At 61.8% G+C, this 18670-nt stretch carries 16 protein-coding genes; 11 read left to right on the top strand and 5 right to left on the bottom strand.

Features of this window, described 5'->3' with window-relative positions:
* The first annotated feature begins 16 nt into the window (after positions 1 to 16).
* Both BM132_RS15565 and BM132_RS15560 read left to right on the top strand, forming a co-directional pair.
* On the top strand, positions 17 to 1783 hold the full coding sequence (locus BM132_RS15565) for an ATP-binding protein (protein ID WP_092456498.1): 1767 nt from the start codon (positions 17 to 19) through the stop codon (positions 1781 to 1783).
* The gene (locus BM132_RS15560; RefSeq protein WP_092456495.1) at positions 1776 to 3116 is read left to right on the top strand and encodes a sigma-54-dependent transcriptional regulator; all 1341 of its coding nucleotides are present in this window, start codon (positions 1776 to 1778) and stop codon (positions 3114 to 3116) included. The genes BM132_RS15565 and BM132_RS15560 overlap by 8 nt, the downstream gene beginning before the upstream one ends.
* 118 nt (positions 3117 to 3234) lie before the next feature.
* Here the strand turns inward: BM132_RS15560 and BM132_RS15555 are convergent, their stop codons facing one another.
* Positions 3235 to 3564 (bottom strand): hypothetical protein, encoded by a 330-nt coding sequence (locus BM132_RS15555; RefSeq protein ID WP_143092355.1) that lies wholly within the window; start codon positions 3562 to 3564, stop codon positions 3235 to 3237.
* A gap of 334 nt (positions 3565 to 3898) precedes the next feature.
* Between BM132_RS15555 and BM132_RS15550 the strand changes: the two genes are divergently transcribed.
* The 7 genes from BM132_RS15550 (at position 3899) to BM132_RS15520 (ending at position 12389) form a co-directional block, all read left to right on the top strand.
* Positions 3899 to 4654: a fimbrial protein TcfA gene (locus tag BM132_RS15550; RefSeq protein WP_092456489.1), complete on the top strand. Its 756-nt coding sequence runs from the start codon at positions 3899 to 3901 to the stop codon at positions 4652 to 4654.
* An 87-nt stretch (positions 4655 to 4741) separates the two neighbouring features.
* Complete coding sequence (locus BM132_RS15545) at positions 4742 to 5239, top strand: CS1 type fimbrial major subunit (RefSeq protein ID WP_092393466.1); 498 nt, start codon at positions 4742 to 4744, stop codon at positions 5237 to 5239.
* 65 nt (positions 5240 to 5304) lie between these two features.
* Positions 5305 to 7992 (top strand): TcfC E-set like domain-containing protein, encoded by a 2688-nt coding sequence (locus BM132_RS15540; RefSeq protein ID WP_092456486.1) that lies wholly within the window; start codon positions 5305 to 5307, stop codon positions 7990 to 7992.
* A complete protein-coding gene (locus tag BM132_RS15535; protein ID WP_092456482.1) occupies positions 7989 to 9137 on the top strand; it encodes a CfaE/CblD family pilus tip adhesin in 1149 nt (382 codons plus the stop codon). Before BM132_RS15540 ends, BM132_RS15535 begins: the two co-directional genes overlap by 4 nt.
* 298 nt (positions 9138 to 9435) lie before the next feature.
* Entirely contained in the window at positions 9436 to 10755 is a 1320-nt protein-coding gene (locus BM132_RS15530) for an MFS transporter (protein WP_092456479.1), read from the top strand.
* 302 nt (positions 10756 to 11057) lie between these two features.
* Positions 11058 to 11429 (top strand): heme utilization protein, encoded by a 372-nt coding sequence (locus BM132_RS15525; protein WP_092456476.1) that lies wholly within the window; start codon positions 11058 to 11060, stop codon positions 11427 to 11429.
* A 339-nt stretch (positions 11430 to 11768) separates the two neighbouring features.
* Positions 11769 to 12389, top strand: a complete 621-nt coding sequence (locus BM132_RS15520) for a flavin reductase family protein (RefSeq protein WP_092393478.1) — start codon at positions 11769 to 11771, stop codon at positions 12387 to 12389.
* Positions 12390 to 12516: 127 nt separating this feature from the next.
* Here the strand turns inward: BM132_RS15520 and BM132_RS15515 are convergent, their stop codons facing one another.
* Together BM132_RS15515 and BM132_RS15510 are read right to left on the bottom strand one after the other, a co-directional pair.
* Positions 12517 to 12762 (bottom strand): hypothetical protein, encoded by a 246-nt coding sequence (locus tag BM132_RS15515; RefSeq protein WP_092393481.1) that lies wholly within the window; start codon positions 12760 to 12762, stop codon positions 12517 to 12519.
* A 41-nt stretch (positions 12763 to 12803) separates the two neighbouring features.
* Positions 12804 to 13157 carry a putative quinol monooxygenase gene (locus BM132_RS15510; RefSeq protein WP_092393484.1) on the bottom strand — a complete coding sequence of 118 codons (354 nt, stop codon included), beginning with the start codon at positions 13155 to 13157 and terminating at the stop codon, positions 12804 to 12806.
* A gap of 326 nt (positions 13158 to 13483) precedes the next feature.
* On the opposite strand from BM132_RS15510, the gene BM132_RS15505 reads away from it, so the two are divergent.
* Positions 13484 to 14413 carry an AraC family transcriptional regulator gene (locus BM132_RS15505; protein ID WP_092393487.1) on the top strand — a complete coding sequence of 310 codons (930 nt, stop codon included), beginning with the start codon at positions 13484 to 13486 and terminating at the stop codon, positions 14411 to 14413.
* Positions 14414 to 14566: 153 nt separating this feature from the next.
* On the opposite strand, the gene BM132_RS15500 is transcribed toward BM132_RS15505, so the two are convergent.
* Together BM132_RS15500 and BM132_RS15495 are read right to left on the bottom strand one after the other, a co-directional pair.
* Entirely contained in the window at positions 14567 to 16015 is a 1449-nt protein-coding gene (locus BM132_RS15500) for an aldehyde dehydrogenase family protein (protein ID WP_092456473.1), read from the bottom strand.
* Positions 16012 to 17649 (bottom strand): 5-guanidino-2-oxopentanoate decarboxylase, encoded by a 1638-nt coding sequence (locus BM132_RS15495; RefSeq protein ID WP_092456470.1) that lies wholly within the window; start codon positions 17647 to 17649, stop codon positions 16012 to 16014. The genes BM132_RS15500 and BM132_RS15495 overlap by 4 nt, the downstream gene beginning before the upstream one ends.
* Positions 17650 to 17764: 115 nt before the next feature.
* Between BM132_RS15495 and BM132_RS15490 the strand changes: the two genes are divergently transcribed.
* Positions 17765 to 18646, top strand: a complete 882-nt coding sequence (locus BM132_RS15490; protein WP_092456467.1) for a LysR substrate-binding domain-containing protein — start codon at positions 17765 to 17767, stop codon at positions 18644 to 18646.
* Positions 18647 to 18670: the final 24 nt, after the last annotated feature.

The raw sequence follows: 18670 nt of genomic DNA, 5'->3' as shown, positions 1-18670 counted from the left end.
TCCTCGAAACAGTCCAATGCCGGCAATGCCTCGTCCCTTGCGTCTGTCGTTGTATACCTTGCTAATCCTCATGGGCGCCATCATTGCCGCCACCCTGGCCGTGCGCCACGCCGAACGCCAGGCTCTGGAGGAGGATGCCAGCCGTGCGAACCAGCAGCTGGCGTTGTACGCCAACTCCCTGCATACCTTGATCGAACGCTACCGCGCCCTACCCGCCGTGCTGGCGCTGGACCCCGAGTTACGCTCGGCCCTCAAGGGGCCGGTCAGCACCGCGCAACAGAACGCGCTGAATCGCAAACTGGAACAGATCAACGGCGCCGCGAAATCTTCCACATTGGAGTTGCTCGACCACACCGGCCTGGCCGTCGCGGCCAGCAACTGGCGCCTGCCCAGCAGTTATGTCGGGCACAATTATGGCTTTCGGCCGTACTTCCTCCAGACCCGGACCCAGGGCACCGGGCGCTTTTATGCGGTGGGCGTGACCAGTGGCATTCCGGGCTACTTCCTGTCCAGCGCCGTGACCAACGACAACGATGAGTTCCTCGGCGCGATGGTGGTGAAGCTGGAATTTCCCGAGCTGGAACGCGAATGGCGTCAGGGCAGCGACACGCTACTGGTCAGCGATGCCCGGGGCATCATTTTTATCGCCAACCGAGAGGGCTGGCGTTATCGCCATTTGCAGCCGTTGACCGACAGCGATCACACCGAGCTCAAGGCCACTCGCCAATACGACAAGCAACCGCTGCAACCCTTGGCCGTTGAGCCGCTGCGGCGCTTTGACGACAACAGTCATCTGGCCCGGGTCGAGGCCCCCGACGGCCCCGTGGATTACCTGTGGGAATCCCTGCCATTGACCACCGAAGGCTGGACCTTGCACTTGCTGCGCCGACCGCAGACCGCCTTCGAAGACCGTCGCAACGCCGCGCTCGCCGCCGCCGGGTTGTGGCTGGCCCTGGTGTTTCTGCTGCTGTTTCTCAACCAGCGCTGGCGCCTGGCGAAGCTGCGCCAGCGCAGCCGTGAAGAACTCGAACGGCTGGTGGAAGAACGCACCCGGGATTTGCGCACCGCCCAGGACGGGCTGGTGCAATCGGCCAAACTCGCGGCCCTGGGACAGATGTCGGCGGCCCTGGCCCATGAAATCAACCAACCGCTGACGGCCCAGCGCATGCAACTGGCAACCCTGCGCCTGTTGCTGGACCATGGCCGGGTCGATGATGCCTACAAAGCCATCAAACCCCTGGACGACATGCTGACCCGCATGGCCGCCCTCACCGGCCACCTGAAAACCTTCGCCCGCAAAAGCCCCAGCGGCCTGCGCGAACGTCTCGACCTGGCGGAGGTGGTGGATCAGGCCCTGCAACTGCTGGACACACGCCTGCGCGACGAACAGGTCAGTACGGTGCTGCACCTGACCCGCCCGGCGTGGGTGCGTGGCGACGCCATCCGTCTTGAACAGGTACTGATCAACCTGCTGCGCAACGCCCTCGACGCCATGGCCGACCAGCCGCTCAAACGCCTGGAAGTGCGCCTTGAAGCCGATGAGCAGTTGTGGCGCCTGACAGTCAGTGACAGCGGCACCGGGATTGCCGAGGAACACCTGAGCCAGGTGTTCGACCCATTCTTCACCACCAAGGCGGTGGGCGATGGCCTGGGCTTGGGCCTGGCGGTTTCCTTTGCAATCATTCATGAATCGGGTGGACGACTGACAGCCGACAACCATGAAAACGGCGCGCAGTTCTGCGTGACCTTGCCGATCGATCAGGAGGCGCAGTTGCATGCTTAACCCTTGCACATTGAAAAAGGTCATTGTCGTCGACGACGAGGCCAGCATCCGCAGCGCCGTGGAGCAATGGTTGAGCCTGTCGGGTTTCGAAGTGCAGTTGTTCAGTCGCGCCGAAGAGTGCCTGGCGCAATTGCCAGGCAACTTTCCAGGGGTGATCGTCAGCGATGTGCGCATGCCCGGGCTCAGCGGCCTGGAGCTGTTGGCCGAAGTGCAGCGACGCGACCCGGACCTGCCGGTGATCCTGTTGACCGGCCACGGCGACGTGCCAATGGCCGTGGAAGCCATGCGCGACGGCGCCTACGATTTCCTGGAAAAGCCCTTCACCCCCGAAACCCTGCTCGGCAGCCTGCGCCGGGCGTTGGACAAGCGCACGCTGGTGCTGGAGAACCGTCGTCTGCATGAGCAGGCCGACGTCAAGGACAAGCTCGACGGGACATTGCTGGGGGTGTCACGGGCGCTGCAAAATCTGCGCAGGCAGGTGCTGGACCTGGCGACACTGCCGGTCAACGTGTTGATCCGCGGCGAAACCGGCAGCGGCAAAGAGTTGGTCGCCCGTTGCCTGCACGACTTCGGTCCCAGGGCGGCCAAACCTTTCGTGGCATTGAACTGCGCGGCCATTCCCGAACCGCTGTTCGAGGCCGAACTGTTCGGCCATGAAAGCGGTGCTTTTACCGGCGCCCAGGGCAAGCGCATCGGCAAGCTCGAATACGCCGACGGCGGCACGCTGTTTCTCGATGAAATCGAGAGCATGCCCCTGGCCCAACAGGTCAAGTTGCTACGGGTGTTGCAGGAACAGAAGCTCGAACGCCTGGGCTCGAACCAGAGCATCCATGTGGACCTGCGCATCATCGCCGCCACCAAGCCCGATCTGCTCGATGAAGCCCGCGCCGGACGCTTTCGCGAAGACCTGGCCTATCGTCTGAACATCGCCGAGCTACGCCTGCCGCCACTGCGGGAACGGCGCGAGGACATCCCGCTGCTGTTCGAACATTTCACCCACCACGCCACCGAACGCCTGGGCCGCTGCGCCGTGCCACTGAGCGGCCCGCAATTGAGTCACTTACTCAGCCACGACTGGCCGGGCAATGTGCGTGAGCTGGCCAACGTCGCCGAGCGTCACCTGCTGGGACTGGATCAACCCCCGGTCCTGGACACCGAGCCGGGCCAGTCCCTCGCCGCCCGGCAGGAAGCCTTCGAAGCTCAATGCCTGCGCGCCGCCCTGACGCGACACAAGGGCGATGTGAAAGCAGTGCTCGAGGAATTGCAGCTGCCGCGTCGCACCTTCAACGAAAAGATGCAGCGGCACGGGTTGAGTCGGGAGATGTTTTTGTAGAGGGGCCGTTTTTTAGGGTGACGGTACTGGCCTCATCGCGAGCAGGCTCGCTCCCACAGGGGTGATGCGTATACAGATCGAAATGTGGGAGCGAGCCTGCTCGCGATGAAGCCGCCCACTACCCAGAAATCAAGCCGGCAAGCGTTCGTTTCCTCCCGGCCACATCCATTGCCCGGTAGGCCTCCAGCAGCATTTCCTCATCAGGCGCCAATGGCGGTTTGGCGATTTGAGCGCGCTCACCGACCAGGACGTACTGCGCGTCCACGCCGATAACCGCCAACTTCGCCACCAGATCGGCCGGGCATTTCTGCCGCCCCGACACCACTTCTTTCAAACGCTGCGGGCTGGATTCACCCGCGGCACGGGATGCCGCGGCCAACGATAAACCACAACGGTCAATCTCCTCGCGCAAACGAACGTGGATATATCCCACCAAATCTATTGACATGGTGTAACTATCCCACCAAAATAATTCAAACAAACAGCCATCATCTTTGCCTCACAGGAGTCACCACCATGGCCCGTGCCGACGCTGTACACCCGGGAAATCGCCTCATGTCACGGGAGCAAGCGTGTCGGAGCGTCAGGGCTGGAATCTACTCTGGAAATTTCCTACATGGAACAGAGAAGCATCTGTAGCACAAAAGGAAGTGTCGTAAATATAGCTCGCCTCTTGTCGTGAGACTCTTCTCTATCGCCGCCGACCATCATCGAAGGCTGGAGCGCTTCACCAGACGCGTTGAACAACGTTGAGTTTTAAGCTCTTTTACTTGAGGTCTGACATGGATTTGAATCAAACGTTTACCAAGCGTTGGGCTGCCTTGAGCAAGCTGGCGCTTCTGATGCTGGGCTTCGGCTTATCGTCGCCGGCGGCCGCCAATCTGGTGGTCTATCCGATGACCAGCACCATCGGCGTCGAACAGGACGGTATTGGACAGATCCAGCTGCACTCCAAGTCGGACAAGGTGCAGTACATCAAGGTCAGTGTGGTCCAGATTCAGCGCCCCGGCACGCCGGATGAGCACGAAAGCCCGCTGTCTCCGGCCGATACGCTGGGTATCGTCGTTTCGCCGCAACGCACGGTACTCGCTCCCGGCGCCAGCCGCACGGTGCGGATTATCGCGCAGGCGATGCCCAGCGAGGAAACCGTTTACCGGGTCTATTTCGAGCCGGTGGCCGCCCCCCAGGATCTGGCAACGGAAGATGATGGCCCGGAAGGCATACAACCGAAAATCGGGGTAAACCTGATCTGGGGGGCGCTGGTGCGCCTGCTCCCCGATGACCGTCAGATGAGCGTCGGTTTGCAACAAAGCGGCGACGCGTTACGCAATGACGGCAACGTACGCATCGGTGTATTGCAACTCGGAAGCTGTACCGACGCCAAGGGCGAAAAAGACTGCATCTGGAACGATATCAATCGCAGTCTGTATCCGGGTAGCACGCTTCCTGTCCAGGCAGCCGGCGCCAAGGGCAACCTGCTCATGCGCTTTGTAACCAGTGACGACAAACGACCGCGCACGCTCGCTGTGCTGCCGTAGCCCCCCCAAAACAACTCTTATCAACCTAAGCCATGTGCCTACACATGGCTGGGCCCCCGTTCACCCATAGAAAAGAGGAAACACCCCATGAAACTGCTCAAATTCGCCCCGTTGGCACTGGTCGCGCTGGCCTCGTTGCCTGTCCAGGCGGTTGAGAAAAGCATCCTGGTCTATGCCGATGTCGATCCGACGCTGGAGTTGCTCCAATCCGATGGCAGTGCCCTGCCGCCATCGATGGAAATGAATTACCTGCCAGGTGCGGGTCTGCAGCCCACGCGTCTGGGCACCCGGGTTTTCAGCAATGACACCGATAAGGACATGACGATCAGGCTGATCACCAGCCCCGTCCTGGCCAACATGACCAACCCGGCTTCCACCGCCGTTCCGCTTTCCGTCACCTTTGGTGGCCGAGCGCTGAGCACCACTGGCGTTGCCTTGTCGGCTGCTGATCTGTTCCCGGGTGGCGACCCTACCAGCGGCTCGATCGAGCAGATGCTGGAGATCAAGCAAACCACCGTTGGCGCTATCGCAAACGCTGGCCGCTATGAAGGCATCGTCAGCCTGGTGCTGACTCAGCAACCGTAACCACAACCGTTCCTCCCAAGGGGGTACGGCGTCGTCGTACCCCCTTTTCTGCATCAAGGCCACGTATGAAACGCCACTTCACAGCTATCTCCATCTCCCTTGCATGGGCGTTGGCCGAAGGCGCCTGGGCCGCGACCGACACCCTGGCTCAGGTGCCGGCCGGCTTCGAAGCCTTGGTCGAGGGTCAAGTGGAACAACTCGAGCTCCAACTGCTAAACCGTAACCTCGGCCTGCACCCGGTCATGGTGCGGCCCGGCCGGGTCGAGTTCCAGCAACCCGGGCGAATCGCGGCCCTGCTGGTCGAGGCAGGCGCATCGGCTTCCGCCCAGGAACTGACGTCGTTGCTGTCGCAGCCCTTACCCAGCAACAGCCAGTTGGCCTGTTCCTACGGCCTGACCAGCGAGGCGAGTTGCGGCTACCTCGAAACCGAAGCGCTGGCGGTGATTCTCGACGAAGCCGGTGCCCGCCTGCAGGTGCTCCTGCGCAAGGACTGGTTGCCGGCCAGCGACGCTTCGGCGCTGCGACTGCACACCCCGAGCGAGGCGCAAAATGCCTTGGTCCATCGGCAGAACATCAACATTGCGCAGTCCGACAGCTACCGCGCCCTGGGTGCCAGCGGCCTCGGCGCGCTCGGGCTCGGCGAAGACAGCCATTTAGGGTTTACCTGGAACTATCAGGCCAACCAGAGCAAACGAGGCAGCAACAGTCAGTTGGAGTTCAATAACGCCTATTACCGGCAAGACTTCGACCGCGAACATTATGCCCAAGCCGGCCGCATGGACATGAGTAACCTGTCCAGCGCCGAAGGCGGCAACTTCAATTTCAGCCTGCTGCCGCTGGGCCGTATCGACGGTGCCCGCGTCGGCACCACCCTGGCCTATCTCAATCGCGAAGTCGTCGGGCAAGGCACACCCGTTTCACTGATCCTGACCCAGCGCGCCCGCGTCGATGCGTTCCGCGGTACGGAGTTGCTGTCCACCTCCTACCTGGATGCCGGCGTACAGAACGTCGACACCCGGACCTTTCCCAACGGCAGCTATCCGGTGACCCTGCGGGTGATCGAAAACGGCCAGGTGACCCGTACTGAAACCGTGCCCTTCAGCCGCACCGACGGCAATGGCCTGGGGGATGACACCGTGCAATGGTTCCTGCAGGGTGGGCGCACGGCCGAGCACTCCCTGTACGAACAGGACCCCGCCGCCGTGGCCCAGACCGGCCTGCGGGTGCCGCTGCTCGATAACCTGGCGCTCACCAGTGGGATCACTTGGCTGGACACGGCGTTCTACAACGAAAGCCGCCTGGACTGGGCCGGTACGCTGGGCGCCAGCAGTTGGTCGCTGTCGGCTGCCATTTTAAAGGGCAATGACGGGGCGACTGGCAACAGCCAACAACTGACGTTCAACCATGGTCTTTCCTGGAACCTGTACCGCTATTCGCTGCGCAGCCCGTCCTGCGAACACACCCGCCGCGCCTACCAACAAAGTGGCTGCAACGAGTCTTTGACCGCCAGCGCATCAATGCCGCTGGCCGGGGGCACCGTCAGTGGCGGCTATAGCTATAACCGCTATGCCCAGGTGAATCCGTCGTACTACTGGAACGTCTTGCCTGGCGAACCTGACCTGACAAACGAACTGACGACCGCGACCTGGGCCCGTACCCTGCAATTGGGCTTTTCTCGCGGGCATAGCCTGGGTCAATACCATTTGATCCACCGCGTTGGCGCGTTTCGCAATGAGAGCGGGAGCCGGCCGACCGAGCACGGCCTGTACCTGAGCCTTAGCCTGTCACATAACGAGCGTTCGACCTCCGGCGGCTTCCGTCACCGCAGTGTCGGCCTGGACGCGCGTCGCGAGCAGCACGCCAGTGACAGCATTCGTACCAGCCTGGCGCAAACCAATGCCTGGGACAGCGAACAAGGCAGGAACGAAGTCAACACCGGCGTCGGTTACGATGACCTCGGCCGCTGGGACGCCGAACTGGCCGGTCGGGTCGAGCGAAACTGGGGCGAGACGAGCCTGGCCGTGTCACAGCGCGGCGGGGACCGGCAGCACTCACGGCCCGGTTTGAGCGGCAACCATTCCTCTTCCCTGGCCCTGGGACGCGAGGGTTTCTTCTGGGGCCCGGGTCAGGGCGGCACCGGTCCGGGGGCCGCCGTGGGCATCGTCGCGGCACCGATGGAAAATGCAAACGGCGCTGCTGCCAAGGTCAGTGGCGGCTACGGCGCCCCGACCAGCATCGGCTTTGGCGAGAAGCGGCTGATTCCCGTCAACGGTTTCCAGACCTCTCAAACCCGGATCAGCGACGCCGATGCATCACGCCAGAATCTGAGCTCGGTGAATGTGGGTAACGGCAGCCGCGACTGGTTCCTGCAACCGGGCAAACTGGCGGTACAACATATCGAATCCAGTATCAGCTACACCTACGTCGGCCGCTTGGTGGACGCCCAGGGACAACCGCTGGCACAGGCGGCCATTCTCAACGCGGCAATGATGGAAACCGCCGAGGACGGCAGCTTCGTCGTCGATCTCAACAAACACCCGCAACCGTTGTTCGCCCTTGACCTGAACGGGGTGCATGCCTGCGCCGTGCAGTCAGCAGCTGCGCGCAGCAGCTTGCGCCGGGTCGGCACGCTCACCTGTCACAGCACCACCCTGGACGCATTGCCGAAAGACCTGAACGACCCCGATCGATTGGGGCGCTGGACGGCACGCCGCAGCGCCGCGTTATCGCCAGACAAGAGAAACCAGCCATGAACTCGATCTTCCACCGTTGGGCTCGCCGCCTGGGCGTACTGATTGGCGCGTTCGCTGCGCTGCCGGCGCTCGGGGACATCCATCCCGGCAACCACTATCAATCCGAGATGCTCCAGTTCGACCGCTCGGCTCCTCCCGCCGATCATTACATCTGGAGGCGGATGACCCATGGCTGGCACGAACAGCCTGTGGAACATTCAAGCTATAGGACAATGCATTTTGTCTGTCTGTCCAACACCGATCCCGCGACAGGCCAGTGCCTGACCACCGCCGGAGGAAGGTACGGCACCACCGATATCCTGCTGCGTTTCACGGAAAAACGCAGCCGACTCTCCGTGGTGTTGACCGTCAAAGGCAATATCACGCGCAGACACCCGCTCAACAGCCCCTGTGGAGTGTGGGCGGACACCATCTGGATGCTGACCTCAACATCATCTGACATTTGCGTGGACGACGTCTCGGTGACGGGCACGGCCTCCACCTTATGGATTCCTCGTTCAGAATTCGCCAAATTGCCCTCCGGTGGCATCTGGACGGCGCAGTTGGTCATGAAGCTCAGGCGGTTCTACTCGCAGCCTATTGGGGCCGCCCATACCTACACCGTCGACTTCAAACTGGACGTCACCGACAACAATAATATGCAGATCTACCTGCCCGCCTACGGCATCAGCACCCCGCAAGTGGACCTGAACCTGCGCACCCGGCCTTTAAGCACCGGACCGGGCGGTATCGTCTCCGGCCAGACCGTCGTCGATGCCTGCCTCTACGATGGTTACAACGCCAACAGCCAGCGCTATGAAATCCGGGTAACCGGCACAAACCCGGTGCCCGGCATGGAGGGCCGTTTCTTCGTGCACCACACCTCCGGCGGCACAGGCGAGCGTAACCGCATCGAATACCGGGTTCGCACGCGCACCGCCAACCTCGGCGAGACCCAGCATGTGTCAGGGCAAGCGGTGAACCATACCGGCATCAATGATGCCGATATCCGCGCCGTACGCCTGCCCAACGTGCCCTTCCCGGTGGTCTGCACGCCATGGCCGATTACCCTGGACACACCGCCCTTCAATCAGATCGACAAGAACACCGGCCAGTATCGCGGCGAGTTGAAGCTGGAATTCACGCCTTCGACGACTTCGCCCTGAGCTTTCTAGAGCCTGAATGGGCGCCATCGCGAGCAGGCTCGCTCCCACAGTGGATCTGTGTACACAAAACCATTGTGGGAGCGAGCCTGCTCGCGATGAGGCCAGTATCGACAAATATCCCTTTCTGAATGAGCGAAGTTTCGCTCATCCCACAGTCAGAACAAGCGGATTTCCGCTCATCCAGCGCAGTAAACCCCCTCTAGTCCGGCCCTCTCCCATCTGGCACAGCTCCTGCTATAGCCCTGTCAGGCTGCGTTCCCACGCGCTCCACAAAAACAATTAAACGAAGGATCCTTCAATGGATAACTCCAATACCCTTCCCCTCGGGTCGGCTGCCGCGCCCGCCCGTGAAAGAACCACAGCCAGCCGGATCAAGTCGATTTTCAGCGGTTCGATCGGCAACATGGTCGAGTGGTATGACTGGTACGTCTACGCCGCTTTCTCGTTGTACTTCGCCAAAGTCTTCTTCCCCAAGGGCGACACCACCGCCCAATTGCTCAACACCGCCGCGATCTTCGCCGTGGGCTTTCTGATGCGCCCGATCGGTGGCTGGCTGATGGGCCTGTACGCTGACCGCGCCGGGCGCAAGGCGGCACTGATGGCCTCGGTGTACCTGATGTGCTTCGGTTCGTTGATCATCGCCCTGAGCCCCGGCTATGAAACCATCGGCGTCGGTGCGCCCATCCTGCTGGTCGTGGCCCGTTTGCTTCAGGGTCTGTCGGTGGGCGGTGAATACGGCACCTCGGCAACCTATCTGAGCGAGATGGCCACCAAGGAGCGTCGCGGCTTCTTCTCCAGCTTCCAGTACGTGACCCTGATCTCCGGCCAGCTCATTGCCCTGGGCGTGCTGATCGTGTTGCAACGCTTCCTCACCACCGAAGAGCTGTATGCCTGGGGCTGGCGCATTCCGTTCGCCATCGGCGCGCTGTGCGCGATCGTGGCGTTGTACCTGCGTCGCGGCATGGAAGAAACCGAGTCGTTCACCAAAAAGGAAAAAGCCAAGGAAAGCGCCATGCGCACCTTGATGCGCCATCCAAAAGAATTGCTGACGGTGGTCGGCCTGACCATGGGCGGCACCCTGGCGTTCTACACCTACACCACCTACATGCAGAAATACCTGGTGAACACTGTCGGCATGAGCATTTCCGACTCCACCACCATTTCCGCCGCCACACTGTTCCTGTTCATGTGCCTGCAACCGGTGATCGGCGGCTTGTCAGATAAAGTCGGTCGGCGGCCGATCCTGATTGCCTTCGGCATCCTGGGGACGCTGTTCACCGTGCCGATCCTGACCACCCTGCACACCGTCCAGACCTGGTGGGGCGCGTTCTTCCTGATCATGGCCGCGCTGATCATCGTCAGTGGCTACACCTCGATCAACGCTGTGGTGAAAGCCGAGCTGTTCCCCACCGAAATCCGTGCCCTGGGCGTCGGCCTGCCATACGCCTTGACCGTATCGATCTTCGGCGGCACCGCTGAATACATCGCTTTGTGGTTCAAGAGCATCGGCATGGAAACCGGCTACTACTGGTACGTGACGGCGTGTATCGCGGTGTCGCTGCTGGTCTACATCACCATGAAAGACACTCGCAAGCATTCGCGGATCCTGACCGACTGATTGACGGACACGCACACATGAAAGGGGCGAACCTGAACGGGTTCGCCCCTTTTTTTGTGCTGTGTGTCTGAAGATTTATCCGACATTAATCTCTGGTTAATGCCTGCTCTGCATGCTCATCCTCAACAAGACGCTATTGCCCTACGCCAGTGATGAGGTTTATCGCCGGTCAATAACATCCCTTAACACATCGATAAATACGATTGATTTAAGCATTTTTTTGCGCTTTTTAATCAAATTAACAGGCGTAATATGAATTCCACACCTAAGGCGATCAACGCCAACCACTTTGGAGAACGACCATGAAAACCAAACTGATCCTCGCCCTGACCCTGTCCGTACTGGCCGCCAACACCTTTGCCGCCGATGGCTTCGACCGCACCCAGTCAGCCATTGCCGCTGACGGCTACGACCGTACCGGCGCCGCCACTGTTGCCGCCGACGGCTTTGACCGCACCGGCTCGAACGCCATCGCTGAAGACGGCTTCGACCGCACTGGCTCGAACGCTATCGCTGAAGACGGCTTCGACCGCACCGGCTCGAACGCTATCGCTGAAGACGGCTTCGACCGCACCGGCTCGAACACTGTCGCTGAAGACGGCTTCGACCGCACCGGCTCGAACACTGTCGCTGAAGACGGCTTTGACCGCACTAACACCGCCTCCCTCAGCTAATCCAAACGAGGCTCTCTCACAGCCCGGCTTCGGCCGGGCTTAGTTGTTTTTGAGCCACAGAAAACGGTCAGCCTCAAGCCGAACACCAAAGTGGTGTCACTGAAGAACAAATTGTGGGAGCGAGCCTGCTCGCGAAGAGGTCAGCACATTCAACCCCTACGTCGCCTGCCACATCGTCATCGCGAGCAGGCTCGCTCCCACAGGATTCTGTGGCAGACGAAAGCTCCGTGAACCCTGAAGAGCAAATGAGTGAGCAGGCTTGCCAGGTGCTGACAAAAACAGGCGCCGCCTGCACTATCCACAACATCCTCAAAACCCATCCCCCAGGACCCTCTCCTCATGCCCGACGACATCCACTACTACGAACCCGCCCAGGGCCACGGCCTGCCCCACGACCCGTTCAACGCCATCGTCGGCCCACGCCCCATCGGCTGGATTTCCTCCCAGGACGCCGAAGGGCACCTGAACCTGGCGCCCTACAGTTTTTTCAACGCCTTCAACTACATTCCGCCGATCATCGGCTTCTGCAGCGTCGGGCGTAAAGACAGCCTGAACAACATCGAACAGACCGGCGAATTCGCCTGGAACCTGGCGACACGCCCGTTGGCCGAGCAGATGAATCAGAGCTGCGCCATGGTCGCGCCAAAGGTCAATGAATTCGAACTGGCCGGTTTGACGCCAGCGCCATCACGGGTGATTCAGGTGCCACGCGTCGCGCAAAGCCCGGTGTCCTTCGAATGCAAGGTCACCCAGATCATCCAGTTGCAGCGTGCGGACCAGGTGTTGGTGCCCAGTTGGCTGATCCTAGGCGAGGTGGTCGCCGTGCATATCGCCAAATGGTTATTGAAGGATGGGGTATACGACACCGCCGCCGCCGAGCCGATTTTGCGCGGCGGCGGGCCGGCGGATTATTTTCAGCTGGGTCCCGAGGCGCTATTCAAGATGCATCGTCCTCAATAGAGATGCACACCGAACCCTGTGACACAGCGATTATCTGTGGGAGCAAGGCTTGCCCGCGATGAAGACAACGCGGTCTGTCTTTGGAACCAAGGTGACAGCATCGCGGGCAAGCCTTGCTCCCACAACGTTAATCTCGCAGGTTCCAAATCAGCTCGCCCTCGTCGTCGACACCCTTGAGATGGGTCAGTTGCACGGCAGCAGCGTCATCAGCTTCGGTGGCCGTCTTGAAGCTCTGCTCTTCAAGCACCTTGTTGAAACGCGGCGCACCGGAACCACCAATGGCTTTGGTGGCAATCGCCGCGTAGTAACCGCCGCCCTCTTTGGGTACGACGGCGGAAACAGCTTCGAAGGTTTCAAAGGCTTTACGTGCCATGTTGCGCATCCTGGCGATGGAAAATGACGCTCATTAAACCTTCAACCCGCCAGTTTGTGTACCTTCGCCAGGCCCCCTTCGGTCGCCTGGGCGGCGGACACTTCCCGGAAGGTGTGGAAATCCAGGCTGCTCACCACCAGGTCCTGTACCAGTTCGGCGAAGATCGCCATGGCCGGGGAGTTGAAATAAGCATCCATCGCCTGTTGATTGACCCAGAGCCCGGACACCAGCCACAGATCAGCGTCGCATTGCGATTGCTGCAAGGCAAAATGCAGGCATCCGGGCGCCTGGCGCGAAGGCGCAATCAGCGTACTCAGGCGTGCACCCAATGGCTTGGAGCAACCGGAACGGGCCCGCACAAAGGCCATGTGACTGACGGGGATCTGTGTAGACATGTTCAACCTCCCAGGTAATCCGTTGTGCAGCCCGGGACAGGCTGCGACAGGATCAAAGGTTAAGCGCCACGACGCCAGCCTGGTTAGTCGATTCCTGCCGACCCATTGCACGATCCTGCGCGGGAGCGGGACCCAAGCGGTTCTCTATCCGCAAGGATTCGGGAAAGTTGAAACAAAAGGTTTCAAGCAAGTTTCGGTCACATTATGCCGCTGCGATTCGATGCGCCGTGCAGGATCAGGCAAGCTTTCGACAGGATGTGGCTACCACTGCAACTTGCACAAACATAAGCTCTGCTCATCGCTCCGCATTTCCCGAGGATTCCGGCATGTCGCCGCTTGACCACGCCCACGTCCCGCTGGACACGCATCTGGAACAACAGCGCGCCGAACTGGCGTCGATCATCACCCGCAATACCTGTGAAGATGGCAGCTACGCCACGGCCATCGACTCGCTGAATCTGTCGCGCCACAGCCAACCCCATCAATTCGCCCCGGTGCTGGCGCGACCGGCGCTGTGCATCATGGCCCAGGGCAGTAAACAGGTGCGCCTGGCCGACGAGTTGTTCAACTACGACCCGCTCCATTACCTGGTGGTCTCGGTCTCGATGCCCCTGAGTGGTTGCGTCGCCAGCGTTTCGCCCGATCAACCGATCCTGGCCCTGCGCCTGGACATCGATCCGGCGGAAATCACCGCGCTGATCGCCGACGCGGGCCCGCTGGGCGTACCAACGCGCCCCACCGGTCGCGGCCTGTATGTAGAACGGCTGGACACGCCGATGCTCGACGCGGTGTTGCGCCTGACGCGGTTGCTGGACAGCCCGAAAGACATCGCCATGCTTGCGCCCTTGGTGCGCCGGGAGATTCTGTACCGCCTGCTGCGCAGCCCTCAGGGCTATCGGCTGTACGAAATCGCCATCACCAACAGTCAGAGCCATCGCATCAGCCAGGCGATCAAATGGCTCAACGGCCATTTCGAGCAACCGTTGCGCATCGATGACCTGGCCCGGGAAGTGAACCTCAGCGTCTCGACCCTGCATCACCGCTTCAAGGCCATGACGGCCATGAGCCCGCTGCAATACCAGAAGCAACTGCGCCTTCAGGAAGCCCGACGACTGATGCTGGCCGAAGGCCTGGAAGCCTCGGCGGCGGGGTATCGGGTGGGGTATGAAAGCCCTTCGCAGTTCAGCCGCGAGTACAGCCGCCTGTTCGGCGCGCCGCCGTTGCGGGATCTGGCGCGGTTGCGGATGACCGTCTGAGCTGATTTTTGGATTGCCTGTGCCGGCCCCATCGCGAGCAGGCTCGCTCCCACAAGGGATCTGTGTTGAACACAAACTCTCCGTTCACCCAGATCAACTGTGGGAGCGAGCCTGCTCGCGATGGGGCCAGTAAAGACACCCCACCTCTAGAATTCAAACCGCGCGCACCACATGCTTGATCTCCTGAAATGCCGCCAGCCCCCAAGGCCCCAACTCGCGGCCCAGGCTGCTCTGCTTGTAACCGCCCCACGCCGCCTGGGGAAAGATCACCTGGGGGGCGTTGATCCACACCAACCCCGCCTGCAATGCATTGGCCACCTGTTCGGCAACTTCGGTATCGCGACTGACGACACTGGCCACCAGGCCAAAACGGCTGTCATTGGCCAGCGCAATCGCTTGCTCCAGGGTGGTGAAACGGCGCACACACAGCACCGGTCCGAAGATTTCTTCGCACCACAGCGCGCTGTCCACAGGCACGTCGGTGAAAACGGTCGGCTGTAGAAAATAGCCGCGCGGCAAATGCGCGGGGCGTTGCCCGCCGCACACCAGCGTCGCCCCGGCGCTCAGGCCCCGGTCGATGTGCCCGAGCACCCGCTGGTATTGCGCCTGGTTGACCAGCGCGCCCATCTCCACGTCAGGGTCAAACGGGTCAGCCACGCGAATCGCTTCGGCACGAGTCTTGAGTCGTTGCAGGAATTCATCGGCCAGCTCATCGGCAACCAGCACGCGACTGGTGGCCGAGCACATTTGCCCGGCATTGAAGAAACCGCCACCACAAGCCAGTTCCACCGCCAGCTCCAGATCAGCGTCGGCCAGCACCAGCAACGACGACTTGCCACCCAGTTCCAGGCTAACGCCCTTCACCGTTTCCGCCGCCCGTTGCATCACCTGCACGCCCACCGCATTGCTGCCGGTAAAGGAAATCTTCGCCACGCGCGGATCGCTCGCCAGCGGCGCACCCACCGCCAGGCCCGTGCCACAGATCAGGTTGAACACACCCGGCGGCAAGCCACAGCCGCCGATGATCGACGCCAGCTCCAGCTCCGGCAACGGTGTGACCTCCGAAGGTTTGAGCACCACACAACAGCCGGCAGCCAAGGCCGGGGCGAGCTTCCAGGCGGTGGTGACCATCGGAAAATTCCACGGCACGATCAATCCCACCACACCGCAGGGTTCGCGGCGCAGGCGGGCACTGAAGTCTTCGCTGGGCAATGCCAGTGGGCTGTCCTGCCGGGCGTCCAGCCCTTCGGCCAGTTCGGCGTAGTACTCGAAGGTGGCGACCACGTCGTCGACATCGATGGCCGCTTCGAATAGGGGCTTGCCGTTATTGCTCGATTGCAAGTGCATCAACCGCTCACGCGCGGCCTGCACACCCGCGGCGATACGGCGCAGAATCGCCCCGCGCTCGGTGCCGGTGGTGTTCGACCAGTGGGCCAACGCCTGGGTCGCCGCGTTCAGGGCCTGATCGACCGCACGCTCATCGCCGCCATTGACCGTGGTCAGCAGCGCCTCGGTGACCGGGTTGATCACCCGCAAATGCTGATCGCCCGATGACCATTGGCCGTTGATGTACAGGCCGTCCTGGGTGGTGGGGAAATTCATTGGGCCACCGCCATCATCCAGCGCGCCTGATCGATTTCGATCAGGGTCGGGCCCTGGCGGTTGTGGGCCGCCAGTAACGCGGCGCGCAATGACTCCACGCCGTCGACCGCGTGTGCAAAGCAGCCCAGGGCCTTGGCCACGCCAATGAAGTCCGGGGTGTAGATGTCCACGCCCACCGGTTCAATGGCGCGGTTGACCATGTATTTTTTGATCTCTTCGTAACCCTGGTTATTCCACAACAGCACGATCACTGGCACGCCTGCTTCCACGGCGCTGGCCAGCTCCGGCAAGGTGAACTGCAAGCCGCCATCACCGATCAGGCACACCACCGGCGGACGACCGTGACCGGCGTCGACGCCGCCGAGCCAGGCGCCGATGGCCGCCGGCAAGGCATAGCCGAGGGTGCCATAGCCGGTGGAAGCATTGAACCAGCGACGTGGATGTTCCGGGTTGAAGGTCAGGTTGCCGGTGTACACCGGTTGCGTGGAGTCACCGACGAATACCGCGTCGGGCAAGGCCTGCAAAACCGTGTCGATGAACAAGGTCTGCGCGCGGGTCGCGACGTCCCAGTCCCGGTCCAGATCCGCCCGTAACCGCGCGGCACGCACCTGGCCCCAATCGCTGTCGCGCCGGGTCAGGGATTGTTGCTTCAACCCATTGAGCAAGGCCTGGCTGGCGCTGCGGGCATCGGCCACCAGCGCCAGGTGCGGCGGGTAGTTGCGCACGGTCTGGTCCGGGTCGATGTCGATGCGCAGCAATGCACCGGGGATCTCGAAGCCGCCGGCGAAGGTGATGTCGTAGTCGGTCTCGGCCAGCTCGGTGCCGATGGCCAGCACCACGTCGGCCTCGGCCACCAGCGCGCGGGTGGCCACCAGGCTTTGCGTGGAGCCGATCAACAGAGGATGACGGGATGGCAACAAGCCTTTGGCGTTGATGGTCAATGCCACGGGGGCGCCGAGGCATTCAGCCAGTTCGGTCAGTTCGCGGCCTGCGTCGATGGCACCGCCACCGGCCAGAATCAAGGGCCGCTGCGCCTTAGCCAGCATGGCCGACATCTGCGCCACCGCACTCGGCGCGGCACCGGCACGGCAGATGTTCACCGGTGTGGTGGCGAGTAAGGCATCGGCCTCTTCGACCAGAACGTCCAACGGAATTTCGATGTGTACCGGCCGCGGGCGACCGGCCTGGAACAAGGCAAAAGCCCGAGCCAGTACCCCCGGCAACTCGGCGGTGGACATCAGCGTATGGGAAAACGCCGCCACGCCAGCCACCAACGCACTCTGGTTCGGCAGCTCATGCAACTTGCCACGCCCGCCGCCCAACTGGCTGCGCGATTGCACGCTGGAGATCACCAGCATCGGGATCGAATCGGCGTAGGCCTGGCCCATGGCGGTGGTGATGTTGGTCATGCCGGGGCCGGTGATGATGAAGCACACACCGGGCTTGCCGCTGACGCGGGCATAACCGTCGGCCATGAAGCCTGCGCCCTGTTCGTGACGCGGCGTCACATGGCGGATGCTGGAACGGGCCAGCCCGCGATACAACTCGACGGTGTGCACGCCGGGAATCCCGAACACCTGCTCCACGCCATAACCTTCGAGTAACTTGACCAATACTTCGCCGCACGTCGCCATTGCCACTGCCCTTCTTGTTTTCGGGGAATGGCGTTATTGGAACGGCCAGGCCATAGCCGCAACAATGGATAAAAAGTCATACTAGCCATGTCCCCACGTCATGGCTCGATCCCCAATGAAACGCCTTCCCCCGCTCCCGGCGCTGCACACGTTTCTGATCACCGCCCAATGCTGCAACTTCACCCGGGCGGCGGAACAGTTGCACATCACCCAGGGCGCGGTGAGTCGACAGATCGCCGGGCTGGAGGAGCATTTGGGTTATGCGCTGTTCCTGCGTCAGGCACGGGGCCTGAGCCTGACGCCGCAGGGGCAGGCGTGGTTGCCACGGGTGCAACAGGTGTTCGGCCTGATCGCTGAAGCGGTGGAGCAGATCGGCGAGAAACGCCAGAGCGTGCAACTCAAGGCGCCGACCTGCGTGCTGCGCTGGCTGATGCCGCGTTTGCTGCAATGGCAGAAGGAACGGCCGGACATACCGGTGGAGTTGACGACTACCGTGCGCCACGGCGTGGATTTCCAGCGCGAAATCTTCGACGCGGCGGTGGTCTACGGGCCGCCGCCGGATGCATCGCTGGCGGGCCTGCACCTGTTCGATGAGCAACTGACCCCGGTGTGTTCACGTCCACTGCTTGAAGGTCCGGTGCCGCTGCGCACACCCGCCGACCTGCAACACCATCTGCTGCTGCACCCTACCGCGGACGAGCGCGACTGGAACGCCTGGCTGGAAGCAGCGGATGTGCAACTGAGCAACGTCAGCAAAGGCCAGCATTTCGAAACCCTGGACCTGGCGATGTCCATGGCCTCCCAAGGCACGGGCGTGGCGATTGGCGACTGGTCGCTGATCGGCGACGACCTGAGCGCTGGAAGGCTGGTGATGCCGTTCGAACTGAAGGTCAGGACCGGGTTGGCCTATCACTTGGTGTACCCGCGTAAGCCCCAGGTTTCGGAGCAATTGCAGGAACTGATGGGCTGGTTGGTGGAACAGGCGCAGACACGCTAGGGGCCTTGAGAGCCAGACTTTAGG

It is taken from the genome of Pseudomonas sp. NFACC45 (genome assembly GCF_900113505.1).
GTDB lineage: Bacteria > Pseudomonadota > Gammaproteobacteria > Pseudomonadales > Pseudomonadaceae > Aquipseudomonas > Aquipseudomonas tehranensis.
This window is presented reverse-complemented; position numbering and strand designations above follow the sequence as displayed.

Coding starts and splice junctions, on each gene's coding strand:
- BM132_RS15565 (WP_092456498.1), top strand. CDS start 17: ATGCCGGCAATGCCTCGTCCCTTGCGTCTGTCGTTGTATACCTTGCTA.
- BM132_RS15560 (WP_092456495.1), top strand. CDS start 1,776: ATGCTTAACCCTTGCACATTGAAAAAGGTCATTGTCGTCGACGACGAG.
- BM132_RS15555 (WP_143092355.1), bottom strand. CDS start 3,564: ATGTCAATAGATTTGGTGGGATATATCCACGTTCGTTTGCGCGAGGAG.
- BM132_RS15550 (WP_092456489.1), top strand. CDS start 3,899: ATGGATTTGAATCAAACGTTTACCAAGCGTTGGGCTGCCTTGAGCAAG.
- BM132_RS15545 (WP_092393466.1), top strand. CDS start 4,742: ATGAAACTGCTCAAATTCGCCCCGTTGGCACTGGTCGCGCTGGCCTCG.
- BM132_RS15540 (WP_092456486.1), top strand. CDS start 5,305: ATGAAACGCCACTTCACAGCTATCTCCATCTCCCTTGCATGGGCGTTG.
- BM132_RS15535 (WP_092456482.1), top strand. CDS start 7,989: ATGAACTCGATCTTCCACCGTTGGGCTCGCCGCCTGGGCGTACTGATT.
- BM132_RS15530 (WP_092456479.1), top strand. CDS start 9,436: ATGGATAACTCCAATACCCTTCCCCTCGGGTCGGCTGCCGCGCCCGCC.
- BM132_RS15525 (WP_092456476.1), top strand. CDS start 11,058: ATGAAAACCAAACTGATCCTCGCCCTGACCCTGTCCGTACTGGCCGCC.
- BM132_RS15520 (WP_092393478.1), top strand. CDS start 11,769: ATGCCCGACGACATCCACTACTACGAACCCGCCCAGGGCCACGGCCTG.
- BM132_RS15515 (WP_092393481.1), bottom strand. CDS start 12,762: ATGGCACGTAAAGCCTTTGAAACCTTCGAAGCTGTTTCCGCCGTCGTA.
- BM132_RS15510 (WP_092393484.1), bottom strand. CDS start 13,157: ATGTCTACACAGATCCCCGTCAGTCACATGGCCTTTGTGCGGGCCCGT.
- BM132_RS15505 (WP_092393487.1), top strand. CDS start 13,484: ATGTCGCCGCTTGACCACGCCCACGTCCCGCTGGACACGCATCTGGAA.
- BM132_RS15500 (WP_092456473.1), bottom strand. CDS start 16,015: ATGAATTTCCCCACCACCCAGGACGGCCTGTACATCAACGGCCAATGG.
- BM132_RS15495 (WP_092456470.1), bottom strand. CDS start 17,649: ATGGCGACGTGCGGCGAAGTATTGGTCAAGTTACTCGAAGGTTATGGC.
- BM132_RS15490 (WP_092456467.1), top strand. CDS start 17,765: ATGAAACGCCTTCCCCCGCTCCCGGCGCTGCACACGTTTCTGATCACC.